Source organism: Streptomyces sp. NPDC057486 (assembly GCF_042802415.1).
Lineage (GTDB): Bacteria > Actinomycetota > Actinomycetes > Streptomycetales > Streptomycetaceae > Streptomyces > Streptomyces yanii.
In genome coordinates, this window is record NZ_JBHVEE010000065.1 from 34619 (window position 1) to 51125 (window position 16507).

At 71.9% G+C, this 16507-nt stretch carries 13 protein-coding genes; 8 read left to right on the top strand and 5 right to left on the bottom strand.

All coding sequences use genetic code 11. The annotated features are described in order from the left end of the window. Nucleotides 1-24: 24 nt before the first annotated feature. Nucleotides 25-1047 (bottom strand): zinc-binding dehydrogenase, encoded by a 1023-nt coding sequence (locus ACFU6I_RS27280; protein WP_384371464.1) that lies wholly within the window; start codon nt 1045-1047, stop codon nt 25-27. Then, entirely contained in the window at nt 1044-2198 is a 1155-nt protein-coding gene (locus tag ACFU6I_RS27285) for a mandelate racemase/muconate lactonizing enzyme family protein (protein WP_327243347.1), read from the bottom strand. The genes ACFU6I_RS27280 and ACFU6I_RS27285 overlap by 4 nt, the downstream gene beginning before the upstream one ends. 297 nt (nt 2199-2495) lie before the next feature. Between ACFU6I_RS27285 and ACFU6I_RS27290 the strand changes: the two genes are divergently transcribed. Together ACFU6I_RS27290 and ACFU6I_RS27295 are read left to right on the top strand one after the other, a co-directional pair. Then, complete coding sequence (locus ACFU6I_RS27290) at nt 2496-3764, top strand: aminotransferase class I/II-fold pyridoxal phosphate-dependent enzyme (protein WP_384371466.1); 1269 nt, start codon at nt 2496-2498, stop codon at nt 3762-3764. Nucleotides 3765-3865: 101 nt separating this feature from the next. Then, nucleotides 3866-4963: an MBL fold metallo-hydrolase gene (locus tag ACFU6I_RS27295; protein WP_384371468.1), complete on the top strand. Its 1098-nt coding sequence runs from the start codon at nt 3866-3868 to the stop codon at nt 4961-4963. Here the strand turns inward: ACFU6I_RS27295 and ACFU6I_RS27300 are convergent. From ACFU6I_RS27300 to ACFU6I_RS27310, 3 genes are all read right to left on the bottom strand, one after another. After that, nucleotides 4953-5573, bottom strand: a complete 621-nt coding sequence (locus ACFU6I_RS27300; RefSeq protein ID WP_384349489.1) for a DedA family protein — start codon at nt 5571-5573, stop codon at nt 4953-4955. The genes ACFU6I_RS27295 and ACFU6I_RS27300 overlap by 11 nt on opposite strands. Next, entirely contained in the window at nt 5570-6352 is a 783-nt protein-coding gene (locus ACFU6I_RS27305; protein WP_384371470.1) for an MBL fold metallo-hydrolase, read from the bottom strand. The genes ACFU6I_RS27300 and ACFU6I_RS27305 overlap by 4 nt, the downstream gene beginning before the upstream one ends. Nucleotides 6353-6455: 103 nt before the next feature. After that, the gene (locus ACFU6I_RS27310) at nt 6456-7907 is read right to left on the bottom strand and encodes a PucR family transcriptional regulator (protein WP_384371472.1); all 1452 of its coding nucleotides are present in this window, start codon (nt 7905-7907) and stop codon (nt 6456-6458) included. A gap of 103 nt (nt 7908-8010) precedes the next feature. Between ACFU6I_RS27310 and ACFU6I_RS27315 the strand changes: the two genes are divergently transcribed. The 6 genes from ACFU6I_RS27315 to ligA all read left to right on the top strand — a co-directional run bounded on the left by ACFU6I_RS27315 (nt 8011) and on the right by ligA (nt 16445). Continuing rightward, entirely contained in the window at nt 8011-9549 is a 1539-nt protein-coding gene (locus ACFU6I_RS27315; protein ID WP_384371474.1) for a purine-cytosine permease family protein, read from the top strand. Nucleotides 9550-9581: 32 nt separating this feature from the next. Beyond that, complete coding sequence (locus tag ACFU6I_RS27320) at nt 9582-9992, top strand: YybH family protein (RefSeq protein ID WP_384371476.1); 411 nt, start codon at nt 9582-9584, stop codon at nt 9990-9992. Between the two features lie 91 nt (nt 9993-10083). Continuing rightward, on the top strand, nt 10084-11523 hold the full coding sequence (locus ACFU6I_RS27325; protein WP_384371477.1) for a gamma-aminobutyraldehyde dehydrogenase: 1440 nt from the start codon (nt 10084-10086) through the stop codon (nt 11521-11523). A gap of 156 nt (nt 11524-11679) precedes the next feature. After that, nucleotides 11680-12084, top strand: coding sequence for a hypothetical protein (locus ACFU6I_RS27330; protein WP_345511211.1), 405 nt, complete (start codon nt 11680-11682; stop codon nt 12082-12084). A 98-nt stretch (nt 12085-12182) separates the two neighbouring features. Continuing rightward, nucleotides 12183-14303 (top strand): alkaline phosphatase family protein, encoded by a 2121-nt coding sequence (locus tag ACFU6I_RS27335; RefSeq protein ID WP_384371479.1) that lies wholly within the window; start codon nt 12183-12185, stop codon nt 14301-14303. A 27-nt stretch (nt 14304-14330) separates the two neighbouring features. Further along, on the top strand, nt 14331-16445 hold the full coding sequence (gene ligA / locus ACFU6I_RS27340; RefSeq protein WP_384371481.1) for an NAD-dependent DNA ligase LigA: 2115 nt from the start codon (nt 14331-14333) through the stop codon (nt 16443-16445). Nucleotides 16446-16507: the final 62 nt, after the last annotated feature.

The window sequence follows — 16507 nt, forward strand, 5'->3', positions numbered from 1 at the left end:
AACCGCCGGCCGGTGAATGGGGAATTACGGGCGAAGGAGCACCTTGCCCGTCCCGGGATCGCCGCCCCCGACCAGAGCCACGGCTTCCGCGAACCGGTCCAGGGGGAACTCGTGCGTGATCAGCGCCGCCGGATCCAGCAGTCCGGCGGTGAACGCCCGTACCGCGTACGACCAGGCCGCCGACGGCGCGCCGAACACGCTGCGCACGGTGAGTTGACTCAGCGACAGATGTACCGGATCGATACCGACGGCTCCCGGCGCGAACATGCCGGTGAGCACCACCCGGCCGCCGCGCCGCGCCAGCAGGCAGGCGTCGGCGGCGGTGGGCGGCGCGCCGGCTGTCTCCACGACCAGGTCGTAGCGGCCGTTCGCCTCCGTGGCCTCCTCGGGGGTGCGGGCCTCGCTTGCCCCGAACGACAGTGCCTGACCTGCCCGTTCGCTCCGTGGGTCGATCACTGTCAGCTCGCCGGGGGACAGTGCGGACAGCAGCTGCACGGCGAGCAGCCCGAGCGTTCCGGCGCCCACCACGGCGACCCGCTCGCCCGGTTCGGGGGCCCCGGCCCGCACCGCCGCCGCCACCACCGCGGCCGGTTCCAGCAGGGCGGCGGCGCGCAGATCCGCGTCGTCGGACAGGGGGTGCAACAGCCGTGCGGGGACGACGACATGGTCGGCGAACGCCCCGGGTCGGGTGAAGCCCGTCTCGTCGTACCCCGATGTGCAGAGCGAGGTCTCGCCGCTCCGGCACCGCTCGCAACTGCCGCAGGACCGGAAGCCCTCGGCGACCGTCCGCCGTCCGAGCAGCGCCGGATCGACGTCCGCGCCCAGGGCGTCGACCACGCCCGACCATTCATGGCCGGGCACCACCGGGTAGCGGACATAGCCCGGGGCGCGATGGCCGTCGTACACCTCGCGGTCGCTCATGCAGATCCCGGCCGCGGCGACCTGTACCCGGACCTCGCCGGGGCCGGGCTCCGGAAGGGGACCGGTGGTCAGGGTGTGCTCGCCGGGCCGCTCGACCGTGATCGCCCGCGAGTGGGTGGAGCTCACTTGGGCTGCCTCTTCTCCCAGCCGTCCGCCCACAGGTCGAACCGGGCCTGCTGCTGGGGGAATTCGGCTGCGGCGTCCACATCGAGCTCGACTCCGAGACCTGGAGCGTGGGAGAGCTCGAAGCAGCCGGTTTCGGGGTCGACCTGCGGGGCGCCCTTCACGACCTTCTTGATGTCGGCGTCCGCGAAGTCGTTGAAGTGTTCGAGGATCTTGAAGTTGGGTGTGCAGCCGGCCAGTTGGAGGCTGGCCGCGGTCAGTACCGAGCCACCCACATTGTGCGGTGCGATGAGCGTGTAGTGGGTCTCGGCGGTCGCGGCGAGCTTGCGCGTCTCCAGGATGCCGCCGATGTGGCCGAGGTCCGGCTGGATGATGTCGGCCGCCTGCGACTCGAACAGCTCGCGGAACTCGATCCGGTCGTGGATGCGTTCACCGGTCGCGATCGGCAGGTCGACCTTGTCGGCCACCTTGCTGAGCGCCTTGAGGTTCTCGGGCGGCACCGGCTCCTCCAGCCAGGCCGGCCGGAAGGGCGCCATCTCGTGTGCGATCCGCACGGCGGTGGACGGGCTGAACCGCCCGTGCATCTCCAGCATCAGTTCGGCGTCCGGGCCGATGGCATCCCGTACGGCCTCGATCAGCGACACCGCGTACCGGGTCTCCTGCTGCCCCAGTTCGAAATGACCGGTCCCGAACGGGTCGATCTTCAGGGCGCGGTAGCCGCGCTCGACGACCGCCCGAGCCGCCTTGTGGTACGCCTCCGGGGTGCGCTCGGTGGTGTACCAGCCGTTCGCGTACGCCTTGACCCGGTCGGTGACCTTTCCGCCGAGCAACTGCCAGACCGGGACGCCGAGCGCCTTTCCCTTGATGTCCCAGCAGGCCATCTCGACGACCGCGATGCCGGACATCACGATCTCCCCGGCCCGCCCGTAGTCGCCGTACTTCATCCGGCGTACGAGGTCCTCCACGGCGAAGGGGTCGGAGCCGGCGATGTGGTTGGCCTCCGCCTCGCGCAGATAGCCGACGAGAGCATCGGTACGGCCGAGCATCCTGGTCTCGCCGACGCCGGTGAGACCCTCGTCGGTATGGACCTGGACGTAGGTGAGATTGCGCCAGGGCGTACCGACGACATGTGTGCTGATTCCGGTGATGCGCACGGGAGTTGCCCCTCGACTTGTTCGATATTTCGTCATGCGTTCGAAATCCTGGCGTGACCGTAATGACGCTGCGGGGCGAGTGTCAATGGGGCCGCAGGGTCCGGGTTCGGCTCCCCACCGGAGCCGAACTCCTGCTCGGACGGTCCGGCCGCGACCCCGGGGCGACGTACGGGCCGCCTCTGCCGGGCGGGCGGTCTCGCTCAAACCTCCGTATAAAGGGCCCTGGGAGCGAGACGGTACGAGGCAGGGCGAGCCGGAGCCGTACAGGTGACGGAGCGGTAGCGAAGGAGACCCGGGATGGCGCGGGAGCGGACCGAGCGGGCCGGACCGGGCGGGGATGCCGGGCGTGCCCCATGGACTCCTCGGGAGGATCGGGGGCCCGTACGCTACGGGCCGCCCGCCCCCGATCCGGGCCTGCCCGTGCTGCCCGAGCTGGCCGGTGTGCTCGCCGCGGCAGCCGGGCGCAGCGAGCCCGAACCGACCGGTGGCGGCGGACCCCTGCGCGAGGCGGCCGCCGCCTACTGGACCCGGCGCGGGCTGCGCGGCGGACCTGAGTACATCGCAGCCGCCCCCGGCGCCTCGCCGCTGCTGCTCGCCCTGATCGCCGCGCACGGAGGTGATGTCCTCACGCCGCGTCCCTGTCCCGCCACCTGGATCCCGCAGGCGCGACTGCTCGGCAGGCCCGCCTACCATGTGCCGACCCCGGCCGAGTGCGGCGGCGTGCCCGACCCGTACGCATTGCTGGAGACCGTACGAAGGGTGCGTGCCGAAGGCGGCCGGCCCCGGCTGCTGCTGATCTCCGTGGTCGACGACCCGACCGCCACCGTCGCCCCACCGGAACTCGTCCGCGAGGCGTGCGAGGCAGCCGTCGCCGAGGGGATGCACGTCGTGAGCGACGAGACCTGGCGCGACACCCTTCACCGCCCCCACGACACGGTCCTGCTCAGCCCCGCCGAGATGTGCCCCGACGACGTCACGGTCGTCTGCGATCTGGCCGGGGCGCTGACCCCGTCCGCCTGGCCGGTCGCGGTCGCCAGATTCCCGGACACCGAACGGGCGGCGGTGCGGCACGCCCGGACCCTCGACATCCTCACCGCTCTGGGCGCCCTCGTCGCGGGCCCGGTCGCCGCGGCGGCCGCCCACGCGCTGACCGAACCGGAGGCCGTCACGGCCCGGGTCCGCCGGGCCGCCGCCCTGCAGGCGCAGGTCGCCGCCGCGGCCCACCGGGCGGTGCTCGCCTCGGGCGCGCTGGCCCGGCCCCCGCAGGCCGGCCGCCATCTCTACGCCGACCTGGGGCCGCTCCGCGCCCGGCTGGCCACCCGCGGCGTCACGGATTCCCTGGAACTGGAGGAGTACCTCACCGAACGCCTCGGCGCGCCCACTCCCGGCGGCCACCGCTTCGGGGACGAACTGGGCGCGCTGCGGGTGCGGCTGGGCACCGGGCCGCTGCTCGGATCGACCCCCGAGCAGCAGATGGAGTCCCTCACTGCGGTGGAGCCCCTGAAATTGCCGCATGTCGCCCGAGCGCTGAGCATTTTCGGAACAGCCCTCGACGAACTCCGATGAGGAACCGAACTCCGACGACGTACGCGCCGACGTGCCGACCACGCGCCGGCATACGTGAGCACTGACGTACCGACGACGCTTTCCGGGACGGGAGTCCTTCGATGACGGAACAGACCGAGCGCTCCGGTGCGGGGGCCGCGCATTCGGCCCCCCTCGGCGAGATAGTCCCGCCGCGCCCCCTCGGTGAGGTGCGGGTCTGGCCCGGAGGCTTCGCCGACCGGCTCACCGCCCCGCTCCCGGGTGTCAGGGGCATGTCCAGGCTGGCCCGTGAGCGCGCCATGAGGCCCGACGCGGAGGGGCTGCGCGGCATCCACCGACTGCCGTTCGCCCCCGAACCGCTGCCCGCCGCCGACGCGGGCACGACCTCCGTCACCTGGGCCGGGCATGCCAGCTGGATCATCCGCACCGGCGGGCTGACCATCCTCACCGACCCCGTCTGGTCCCGCCGCATCCTCGGCACACCCGCCAGGATCACGCCCGTCGGTGTCCGCTGGGAGGACCTGCCGCCCGTCGACGCGGTCGTCATCAGCCACAACCACTACGACCATCTCGACGCACCCACCCTGCGCAGGCTGCCGCGCGACACGCCGCTGTTCGTCCCCGCCGGGCTCGGCCAGTGGTGCCGTCGCCGCGGCTTCTCCTGCGTCACCGAGCTCGACTGGTGGGAGTCGGCAGTACTGCGCGGCGTCCGTTTCGACTTCGTTCCCTCCCACCACTGGTCCAAGCGGACCCTCACCGACACCTGCCGCTCCCTGTGGGGCGGATGGGTCGTCAAGGCCGTCGGCGGCGGCGACGGACCGCGGGTCTACTTCGCAGGGGACAGCGGCTACGGGCACTGGTTCACGCAGATCGGCCGCCGCCACCCCGGGATCGATCTGGCGCTGCTGCCGATCGGGGCGTACGAACCGCGCTGGTGGCTCGGCGACGTGCACCTCGACCCGGAAGAGGCCGTGCAGGCGTACGAGGATCTCGGCGCCCGCGCGATGGCGCCGATGCACTGGGCGACGTTCCTGCTCTCCGCGGAGCCCGTTCTCGAACCGCTCACCCGGCTCCGTACCGCCTGGCAGCGCGCCGGGCATCCGCGCGAACGCCTGTGGGACCTGCCGATCGGCGGCTCCCGGCTGCTGGACGGGACTCATGCCCAACAGGCACTCGACACCCCGCACACTTCCCGGGCGCCCCGGGGTATCAGTGGCTGAACCGGGCCCGTACCCTGCGCCACACCGCGGGAGCACCGCTGATCAGCAGCGTCAGACCGACCGCCGCGACCACACCCTGCCACGGCTCCGGGAACAGCGAACCCCCCAGAATGCCGATCAGCTGATACGTCGCCGCCCACGCCAGGCAGGCCGGTATGTCACCGCGCGCGAACCTCCGCATCGGCATGCGTCCCAGCAGACACGCCAGCATCACGGGAATCCGCCCGGCCGGCACCAGCCGCGACAGCACCAGCACCACCGCGCCGTGCTCGTCCAGCTTCTGCTGCGCCTGCGCAAGCCGCTCCGGCGCCGCCCGGTCGCTGATCGCCCGCAGCCACTTCGAGCCGTTCTTCGAGCGCACCCCGCGCTGCCCCAGCCAGTACAGACAGATGTCCCCGAGGAACGCCGCCGACGCCGCCACCCCGAACACCACGAGCAGCGCGAACGGGTCAGTCTGGTGGAACGCCACCACGGCCGCCGAACTCACCAGCGCCCCCGTCGGCACCACCGGCACCAGTGCACCCAACGCCACCAGCAGGAACAGGGATGGATAGCCGACGGCCTGCTGCGTCGACTCAGGGGGCAGCTGCCCCACGACCTGCAGGATCACCTGGCGGCCTCCGGCCGCACATGCTCGCCGTGGGTCAGCCGGTGCACCGCCACGTCCGGCGCCAGCAGCGCCGCCTGCCGGACGAACTCGTCACCCGGTGAGTGGAACTCGTGCGGCCGGACCCCGTCCATCCCGATCGGCCAGTACGTGCCGTAGTGCACCGGCACGGCCGAGCGCGGCGCCAGCCGGGCCAGCGCCTGCGCGGCCCTGCCCGCGTCCAGATGACTGTGGCCGAGATAGGGGCCCCAGCCGCCGACCGGCAGCAGCGCCACATCCACCGGGCCGACCGCCTCCGCCATGTCGTCGAACAGCCCGGTGTCCCCGGCGAAGTACGTACGGGCCTCGCCGTCGACGACATAGCCCAGCGCGGGGGAACGGTGCGGGCCCACCGGGAGCCTCCGGCCGTCGTGCTCCGCGGGGACGGCCCGTACCAGAACCTCACCCACGCGCACCTCGTCCCCCGGCGCCACCTCGGTGATCCGCAGCCCGCGCACGCCGCGCAGCATCCGCAGTCCAGGTACGGAACGGACGGCGCCCACCGGCACGATCAGCCGGGTACCGGGGGCGAGACGGGCCAGCGACGGCAGATGCAGGTGGTCGGAGTGCAGATGGGAGACAAGGACGACGTCCGCGACGGTGGCCTCGGGGCCCGGAAGCGCACCCCGGCGACGACGCAGATGCGCGAAGCGCCGTACGAAGAGCGGGTCGGTCAGGACGCGGACTCCGGAGTCCTCGATGGTGCAGGTGGCATGACCCCACCAGGTGACTTCCACCGGCACCGTCTGCCTCCCGTCCGCCGTGGCTCTCTGTTCCGGTCCCTTGAGCGTAGTGCCGCAGCGGGTGCGGACGGATGCGTCCGGCCGCTGACCCGAAGCGGAGGCCTCAGTCCGTCAGTCCCAGCGCCCCCGCTGCCTGGATCGCCAGCCAGACCTCCGCCAGCGCCCCCGTCGACGCCAGATCGCGGTCGGCCAGCGCACCGAATCGCCGCAACCGGTACGTGAGGGTGTTCGGATGGATGTGGAGCGCGGCCGCCGCCGCATCCGTGCGGCGGTCGCGCTCCATCCAGGTGCGGGCGGAGACCAGCAGCTGCGAATCGTGCGCCTCGTCGTAGCGCAGCACCTCACCGAGGACGTGCTCGACCAGCGCGGTCAGGACCGCTGGGTCGTCGGGCAGCCAGCGGCCCATGGAATCGTCCCCGTAACGGATCACCGGACGGCCCGACTCGACGGCCTTCGAGACCGCCCAGAGCGCCTCGCGCTGCGCGACCCGCAGCGCAGCGCCCGGCAGGAACGGGCGACTCATCCCGGCCGCCACGCCCGGCAGCCCGCCGATCTCCGCGGCCAGCTGCGGCGCCCCGAGGACATAGCGGTCCTCGCCCCGGGTGAGCAGCAGATGCGGATGGTCCTGGAGGCAGCGCAGCAGTGCCTCGTCCGTGGTCTGCCGGACCACGAGCAGCACGGTGTCGCCCTCGATCGCATGCCGGGCGAGCCTGCGCCGTGCCGCTTCCGGGTCGAGGACCTCCTGCAGGAGCTCGGCGAGGGTCTCCGCGCCCTCGCGGCGCAGCGTCTCGCGCTCGTTGCGCACCATCGCGACCCGCAGCGCCGCCACCGTGGCGATGTGCTGGACGACGGCGAGTCCGGCGGGCTGGGCACCCTCCCGCTCGTACGCAACAAGGAACCCGGCCGGACCGCCGGGCGCCGGAACGGGCAGCACGAATCCACCGGGGACGGTCGGCGGGGCGTCGACCGAGTCGGGCAGGACGCCCGGATCAGGCGCCGGTACGCCCGGCAGGAGGGGGCGCCCCTGCGGCGTGCAGAGGTACACGTCGTATCCGGAGAGGCGTTCGAGGCGGCGCAGCAGTGTGGGCGTGTCGAGGTCCTCGGCGACCAGCCAGCGCAGCGAACCGAAGACCTGCAGCTGGGCGCCGAGCCGGTGCCGGGCATCCTCCTGGACCGATGCGGCGACCTCCTGGGCCACCGCGATGAAGGGGACGGCGAGCGGGACCTCGAGGACCGGGAAGCCCCGCTCCTCGGCCGCCCGGAAGAACGTGTCGTGCAGCGGGGGCATGTGCAGCTGCGCCGAGAGGGCCAGCGCGGAGACCCCGGCGTCGTCCAGCCGCTCCAGATACGCGCGCTGCCCGGCGGCGGTCCTGGGGACCGCCAGGCCCGTCGTCATGATGACCTCGGCGCCGAGCAACCAGGGTGTCGGATCGGCGAGTTCGCTCGCGTGCGCCCAGGAGACCGAGCGGCCCAGACCGCTGCTGCCCGCCTTCACCGTGAGCTGGAGGGCGGGGTAGGAGAGAAGATCCTCAACGGTGAGTTTGTCGCTGGCCACAGACAACAGCGTATCCCTTTGTGACTTTCACAATTGCCGCGCACGGTTCGGGACCACAGACTGAGGGGCCAGTCCCCGCGCATGAACAGTAGGTGGAGCGCCCGTGACTTCCTCGATCACCGAAGTCGAGACCAACGGGGTCGAGCGGATACCCGAAGCGGACCGCACCGCCCGTCCCCTCGACCTCTTCCGGCTCGCCTTCGGCGGTGCCAACACCTTCGCCACCTGTGTGCTCGGTGCGTTCCCGATCCTGTTCGGGCTCTCCTTCTGGCAGGGACTGGCGGCGACCGTGCTGGGGCTGCTCGTCGGCGCTCTGCTGCTCGCCCCGATGGCGCTGTTCGGCCCGACCAACGGCACCAACAACGCCGTCTCCTCCTCCGCCCACCTGGGCGTGCACGGCAGGATCGTCGGCTCGTTCCTCTCGCTGCTCACCGCGGTCGCGTTCTTCTCGATCTCCGTGTGGTCCTCGGGTGACGCACTCGTCGGCGGAGCCCACCGGCTCGCCGGTCTCCCCGAGTCCGACGTGAGCTACGGCGTCGCCTACGCGATCTTCGCCGGACTGGTGCTCGTCGTCTGTATCTATGGCTTCCGGTTCATGCTGCTGGTCAACAAGGTCGCGGTCGTCGCGGCCTCGGCGCTCTTCGTCCTCGGCGCCTTCGCCTTCGCCGGAGACTTCGACCCGGGGTACGCGGGAGCCTTCGCCTCGACCGCCGATCCGCTCTTCTGGCCGGCCTTCATCGGCTCCGCGCTGATCGTCCTGTCCAACCCGGTCTCGTTCGGCGCCTTCCTCGGCGACTGGTCCCGCTACATCCCGACCGCGACGCCGCGCCGCCGGGTCATGGGCGCCGCGTTCCTCGCCCAGGTCGCCACCCTGCTGCCGTTCCTCTTCGGCCTGGCCACCGCCTCGATCATCGCCGCCAAGGCCGCGAAGTACGTCGACCCGGCCGCCCCCAACTACGTCGGCGGGCTGCTCGCCATCTCGCCCGGCTGGTACTTCCTGCCGCTCTGCCTGATCGCCCTGATCGGTGGCCTCTCCACCGGCACGACTGCGCTGTACGGCACCGGGCTCGACGTCTCCAGCGTGTTCACGCGCTTCAGCCGGGTCCAGTCGACGTTCTTCATCGGGGCCCTGTCGATCGCCTTCATCTTCGTCGGCCGGTTCGCACTCAACCTCGCGCAGTCCATCTCCACCTTCGCCACTCTGATCATCACGTGCACGGCCCCGTGGATGATCGTCATGGCCCTCGGCTACTTCACCCGGCGCGGCTGGTACGACGCGGACGCCCTCCAGGTCTTCAACCGCCGCCAGACCGGTGGACGCTACTGGTTCAACCACGGCTGGAACTGGCGCGGCATGTCCACCTGGGTCATCTCGGCCGTCGTGGCGCTCCTCTTCACCAACCTGCCCGGCCAGTTCGTCGGCCCGCTCGGCAACCTCGCGAACGGCGCGGACATCTCCCTGCCGGTCGGCCTCACCCTGGCGGCCGTGCTCTACCTCACCCTGCTGACCGTGTTCCCGGAGCCGCGCGGGGTGTACGGGCCGGACGGCCCCCGAATCGTCCGGGCGTCGGACGCCGAGGTCCCGCCGATCACCGGCGGTACGGAGGAGCCCCTCGCCGCCGAGCCCGCCGCCGCTCACTGAGCGCTCGCCCCGTCCGTCACCAGGAGCCACCCATGAGCACGACCGAGAACACCCCCGTCCAGGAGATCCGGGCCGCCGCCGACGCGCTGGTCGCCGCCTTCGCCGAGGGACGCCTCGACGACTACTTCGGTGCCTTCGCTCCGGACGCCACCTTCGTCTTCCACTCCACCCCGCAGCGGCTCGCCTCCACGGCCGAGTACCGAGCGCTGTGGCAGCAGTGGGTGGCCGAGGACGACTTCCGGATCCTGGCGTGCACCTCCACCGGACAGCTGATCCAGCACCTCGGCGCCACCGCCGTCTTCAGCCACGACGTCGAGACCAGGATCGCCACCCGGGCCGGCGAGGAGACCGTCCACGAGCGGGAGACGATCATCTTCGCCCGCGCCGAGGACGGCAGCTGGCCCGCCGTCCACGAGCACCTGTCCGCCCGCACCACCGGCTGACGGCACCACCGCGCCCCACTGTTCGCCCGCACCACCGGGTGACCACGAGCACCACCCGTACCGCCGCCCGACCATGAGAAAGACCGGTTCCATGAGCACCACGTTCCGCAACTACATCGACGGCGCCTTCGCGGACGCCTCGGACGGCCGCACGCTCGATGTCGTGGACCCCTGTACCGGCGAGGTCTACGCCACCTCCCCGCTCTCCGGCGCCGCGGACGTCGACGCGGCGATGGCGGCCGCTGCTGCCGCGTTCCCCGTCTGGCGTGACACCACCCCGTCCGTGCGCCAGCTGGCCCTGCTGAAGATCGCCGACGCGATGGAGGCGCGCGCCGACGAACTCGTCGCCGCGGAGAGCCGGGACACCGGCAAGCCGCTCCACCTCACCCGCAGCGAGGAACTGGCCCCCGCCGTCGACCAGGTCCGCTTCTTCGCGGGTGCGGCGCGGATGCTCGAAGGCCGCTCGGCCGGCGAGTACATGGAGGGGATGACCTCGATCATCCGCCGCGAGCCGGTCGGCGTCTGCGCCCAGGTAGCACCCTGGAACTACCCGCTCCTCATGGCGGTCTGGAAGTTCGCGCCCGCGCTCGCCGCGGGCAACGCCGTGGTCCTCAAGCCCTCGGACACCACCCCGGCCTCCACCGTGCTCATCGCCGAGATCATCGGCGGCGTCCTGGAGGAGCTCGAGCTGCCCCGCGGCATCTTCAACGTGATCTGCGGCGACCGTGAGACCGGCCGGATGATGGTCGAGCACCCCACCCCGGCGATGGCGTCCATCACCGGTTCGGTCCGGGCCGGCATCCAGGTCGCGCAGAGCGCCGCCAAGGACGTCAAGCGCGTCCACCTGGAGCTCGGTGGCAAGGCCCCGGCCGTCGTCTTCGAGGACGCCGACCTGGAGAAGGCGGTCGAGGACCTGATCGTCGGCGGCTACTTCAACGCCGGCCAGGACTGCACCGCCGCGACCCGCGTTCTGGTCCAGGAGTCGGTCCACGACGCGTTCGTCGCCGCCCTCGCCAAGGCCGCGGCCGACACGAAGACCGGGCAGCCGGACGACGAGGACGTGCTCTACGGCCCGCTCAACAACGCGGGTCAGCTCGCCCAGGTCAGCGGCTTCATCGACCGCCTTCCCGCCCACGCCAGGGTCGAGGCGGGCGGCCACCGGGTCGGCGACAAGGGCTATTTCTACGCCCCGACCGTCGTCTCCGGTCTGCGGCAGGACGACGAGATCGTCCAGAACGAGGTCTTCGGACCCGTCATGACCGTCCAGTTGTTCACGGACGAGGCCCAGGCCGTGGAGTACGCGAACGGCGTCGACTACGCCCTCGCCTCCTCCGTATGGACCAAGGACCACGCACGGGCGATGCGGATGTCCAAGAACCTCGACTTCGGCTGCGTCTGGATCAACACGCACATGGCGCTCGTCGCCGAGATGCCGCACGGCGGCTACAAGAAGTCCGGCTACGGCAAGGACCTCTCCGCGTACGGCTTCGAGGACTACACGCGCATCAAGCACGTCATGACCTCGCTCTGACACCTGCCCCTCCATGCGCCCCCGCCCCGGGTCCCGTCCCGGCGCCGGGGGCGCATGTGTGTGCCGACACGTAGTTCTTCCGTCCTGACATACGCCTTTTTGTACGGGAGTCGGAGAGGTAGGGTCGCCCGTACGCCGAGCACGGGGGGAACGCCCATGGAGGACGTACGGGTGGCGGCCATCGCCAGTCTCACGCCGTTGGAGGAGCTCGACAGCGACCCGTTCCTCGTGGACACGCGCAGCCAGCACGCCATGTGCGCCCGCTGGGCCGCCGACAAGGGCTACGTGGTCACGCGGCAGCTGCGGTTCTACGGGCTGCGCCCCGACCACCACGCCTTGTGGGCGGATGTCGACGACGGCGACGTCCAACTCTTCGTCGCGCCCAACGACCGGGTGCTCGCGCGGGCACTCACCTCGGTGCCGGAGTTCGCCGCGGAGTGCGAGCGGCGAGGCGTACGCCTGGAGTTCGCCGGTCTCGACGAGCCGTCGTACAGCTCCCGTACGAAGGCGAGCGTGCACCGCAGGCTCTCCATGCCGACCGCCGGATACGACGGCTGCTGACCGTCGCACTCCCCGGGCTCCGTGCCGTGCGACGCTGCTGTGAAAGGCTGGGGCCGGGTCCGGAACGGCGGGGCCCGGACGTGTGAGGTGGGAACGGCGTGGGTGACGGGCGATGGCGTACGGCCGGCAGCGCCCTGATGCGGGTGATCGTGGTGTGGGCCGTCTCGACCCTCACCATGCTGGTGCTCGCCGGGATTCTGCCCGACTTCCAGCTCCAGTCGGACAACGGTGACAGCTTCACCAAGATCGCGTTCACCGCTGCCTGGGGCGCCGGCGCGTTCGGTCTGCTCTCCGCCCTGGTCTGGCCGGTCCTCGTGCGGGCGCTGCTCATCGTGCCCGCCCTCGTCCTCGGGATGCTGGTCTTCTTCCTCAACGGCTCGCTCCTGCTCGTCGCCCTGCGGCTCATACCGGACGGGCGCGGCGCCGCCAACCCGGAGACCGCGGTCGTCGTCGCCGCCGTGATGTCCGCCGTCGCCTCCGCGACCTCCACCGCGCTCGCCGTCCGCGACGACAACGCCTACCGCCGCAGGCTCTCCCGCCTCGCCGACCGGCGCCGCCGCCGCAGCGGCGCGGACGGCGGCCGCAGCGGACCGCCCGGCACGGTCTTCATCCAGCTCGACGGCGTCGGCCACGACGTCCTCGCGCGGGCCGCCGAGGGCGGTCTGATGCCCACCGTCGCGCACTGGCTCGCCGATGGGTCGGGCCACCGGCTCACTCCGTGGCGCACCGACTGGTCCAGCCAGACCGGCGCCAGCCAGCTGGGCATCCTGCACGGCAGCAACTTCGACATCCCCGCCTTCCGCTGGTTCGAGAAGGAGACCGGCGACGTCGTGGTCTCCAGCAGACCCGCGAGCGCCCTCGAAATGCAGCGCCGCGCCATCGTCCGCACCCACGACGGCGGGCTGCTCACCCTTGACGGCGCCAGCCGTGGAAACCTGTTCAGCGGCGGCGCCGACCAGCTCGCCCTCGTCCTGTCGATGGCTGCCCGGCGTGGCAAGGGGCGCCGCTCCCGGGCCGGTTACTTCGCGTACTTCTCCGACCCGGCCAACGCCGTCCGTACCGCACTGTCGTTCGTCGCCGAGGTCGGCCGGGAGATCAGCCAGTCGACCCGGGCGCGGATCCGGAAGGACACGCCCCGGATCAAGCGCGGCGGGCTCTACCCCTTCATCCGTGCCTTCGCGACCGTCGTCGAGCGTGACGTGGTGGTCGCGGCGGTCATCGGGGACATGTTCGCCGGACGCACCGCCGTCTACGCCGACCTCGTCGCGTACGACGAAGTCGCGCACCACTCCGGGCCGCACAGCCGCGACGCGGAGAAGGTCCTCGCACGCCTGGACCGTTCGCTCGCCCTGATCGTCAAGGTCGCCGCACACACACCGCGCCGCTACCGGATCGTGCTGCTCTCCGACCACGGACAGAGCCCCGGGGAGACCTTCGCCGGGGCGTACGGCCTGACGCTCAAGGACCTGGTGCGGGCGGGCTGCGGGCTGCCGGTGCCCCGACGGGCCCAGCGTACGAAGAGCGGCTCGGAGGCACGAGACGCGGTGCGGACCGCCCTGCACCGGCCCGTCGAGGAAGGCGGGACGCACACCGCCGCGGCCCCGTCCGACCCGGTCGTCCTCGCCTCCGGCAATCTCGGCCTGATCTCCTTCCCCGACATCGACGGGCGCGCGACACGCGAACAGCTCGACCGTCGCCATCCCGCGCTGCTGAGCACCCTCGCCAATCACCCCGGCATCGGCTTCCTGCTGGTCCGCAGCGAGCTGCACGGGTCGGTGGTGCTGGGGCGTGGCGGCGCACAGACACCCGTGTCGGAACTGGCGGACGGGGAAGGCCTGCTGGAACCGTTCGGCCCGGGCGCGGCGGACGCGGTGCGGCGCACCGACACCTTCCCGCATGTCGCCGATGTCATGGTCAACTCGATGTACGACCCCGCCACGGGCTGTGTGCACGCCTTCGAGGAACAGATCGGCTCCCACGGCGGGCTGGGAGGTGAGCAGTCCCGGCCGTTCCTGCTCCACCCGCGCACCATGTCGGAGCCGATGGCCTCCCGCATGTCGGCGGGGCCGGGTGCGGACGGTGAGCTGGTGGGGGCCGAGCAGGTGCACGAGGTGCTGCGGCGCTGGCTGCGGGAGTGTTCCGGACCGCAGGTACCGCTGACTTCGGACGACGCCGATGAGTCCGGCGGGGCGGACGGGGCGGCGGCCGCAGCCGGCTGAGGGGCATTGTCAGTGGTGGACGGCAGGATGGTGGCCATGACGAACTCTGCTGTTGTGCTCGCCGATGCCGCCTCCTACGCCGCCGCGGTCGAAGAAGCGTCGGCGGCCGCCGCCGCGTACTACGCCGCGGGCGAGAGCACGCTCGACGACGACGCGTACGACCGGCTGGTGCGCGGGATCGCCGCATATGAGGAGGAGCACCCGGAGGACGTGCTGGCCGCCTCGCCGACCGGCAAGGTGGCCGGCGGCGCCGCGGGCGGGGACGTACCGCACACGGTGCCGATGCTCTCCCTGGACAACGTCTTCTCCGCCGAGCAGTTCGTCACCTGGACGGCCTCCCTGGAGCGCCGGATCGGCAGACCGGTCGCCGCGTGGAGCGTGGAGCCCAAGCTCGACGGGCTCGCGGTCGCCGCCCGCTACCGGTCGGGCCGCCTGGAGCGCCTGATCACCCGGGGCGACGGCACGGCGGGCGAGGACGTGTCGCATGCGGTCGGCACCGTCGTCGGACTCCCGGAGCAGCTCGGCGAGCCGGTGACGATCGAGATCCGCGGCGAGATCCTGATGACGAACGAGCAGTTCGAACAGGCCAACACGGTCCGCACCGAGCACGGCGGCGACCCCTTCGCCAACCCGAGGAACGGCGCGGCGGGCACCCTCCGCGCCAAGGATCGCCCCTACACGGTCGAGATGACGTTCTTCGCATACGGCGCCCTGCCGCTGCCCGAGTCCGGCGAGCTCACCGGCACGCTGGCCGAACTCCCGCACAGCGAAGTCCTCAGGTACGTCGCCGGGCTCGGCGTGCACACCGCGGCCGAGACGGACGTCGCGCCGCGCACCGTCACCGCGGTGGAGCAGGTGCAGTCCCGGGTCGAGGAGATCGCCGCGCTGCGCGCCTCGTTGCCGTTCGGTATCGACGGCATCGTGATCAAGGCCGATCACGCGGCCGACCAGCGCGAGGCCGGTTCGGGCACCCGGGCGCCGCGCTGGGCCATCGCGTACAAGCTCCCGGCCGTCGAGAAGGTCACCCGGCTCCTCGGCGTCGAGTGGAACGTCGGCAGGACCGGCATCATCGCCCCGCGCGCCGTGCTGGAACCCGTCGAGATCGACGGATCGACTGTCAGTTACGCCACGCTGCACAACCCCGCCGACATCACCCGCCGCGACCTGCGCCTGGGCGACCGGGTGATGGTCTACAAGGCCGGCGACATCATCCCCCGCATCGAGGCCCCGGTCGCCCATCTGCGGACCGGCGAAGAGCAGCCCATCGTCTTCCCCGAGACATGTCCGCAGTGCGGTTCCGAGATCGACACGAGCGAGCAGCGCTGGCGCTGTGTCCGGGGCCGCGACTGCCGCCTCGTCGCCTCCATCTCGTATGCGGCGGGCCGCGACCAGCTCGACATCGAGGGTCTCGGCGCGACCCGCGTCGTCCAGCTCGTCGAAGCCGGGCTGGTCACCGACTTCGCCGATCTCTTCACGCTCGAACGCGAGCAGCTGCTCGGCCTGGAGCGGATGGGCGAGACGAGCACCGACAACCTCCTGGCCGCCATCGAGACGGCGCGTACCCGTCCGCTCTCCCGGGTCTTCTGCGCCCTGGGCGTACGGGGCACGGGGCGTTCCATGTCGCGGCGGATAGCCCGCTACTTCGCCAGCATGGACCGGATCCGCGCCGCCGACGTCGACACCCTCCAGCAGGTCGACGGCATCGGCAAGGAGAAGGCCGCCGGGGTGGTCGCGGAGCTGGTCGAGCTCGCCCCGCTGATCGAGAAGCTGGTCGCCGCCCGGGTCACCATGGTGGAGCCCGGCGCGACGCCGCCGCCGGAGCCGGGCGAGGAGGGCGCGGACGCGGCTGCCGCCGTCGCGGACGGCGAGACGGCTGCCGAACGGCCGCTGGACGGAATGACCGTGGTCGTCACCGGGGCCATGACCGGGGCGCTGGAGAAGCTCTCCCGGAACCAGATGAACGAGCTGATCGAGCGGGCCGGCGGGAAGTCCTCGTCCAGCGTCTCCAAGCGCACCACGCTGCTCGTCGCCGGCGAGAAGGCCGGGTCGAAGCGCACCAAGGCGGAGGACCTCGGCGTGCGGATCGCGGCGCCGGACGAGTTCGCGGAACTGATCGCCGAGTTCCTGCCCTCGGAGGTGTGAGGGGCGGACCCGCGGCCGGCCGGCCCGCTGGGGGACCGGCGGCCGCGCCCAGCCCGTGGGTT

Excerpts from the sequence above, each read along its gene's own strand:
- ACFU6I_RS27290 (WP_384371466.1), top strand. The coding sequence starts at position 2,496 with ATGGCGCGGGAGCGGACCGAGCGGGCCGGACCGGGCGGGGATGCCGGG.
- ligA (WP_384371481.1), top strand. The coding sequence starts at position 14,331 with ATGGTGGCCATGACGAACTCTGCTGTTGTGCTCGCCGATGCCGCCTCC.
- ACFU6I_RS27325 (WP_384371477.1), top strand. The coding sequence starts at position 10,084 with ATGAGCACCACGTTCCGCAACTACATCGACGGCGCCTTCGCGGACGCC.
- ACFU6I_RS27330 (WP_345511211.1), top strand. The coding sequence starts at position 11,680 with ATGGAGGACGTACGGGTGGCGGCCATCGCCAGTCTCACGCCGTTGGAG.
- ACFU6I_RS27295 (WP_384371468.1), top strand. The coding sequence starts at position 3,866 with ATGACGGAACAGACCGAGCGCTCCGGTGCGGGGGCCGCGCATTCGGCC.
- ACFU6I_RS27320 (WP_384371476.1), top strand. The coding sequence starts at position 9,582 with ATGAGCACGACCGAGAACACCCCCGTCCAGGAGATCCGGGCCGCCGCC.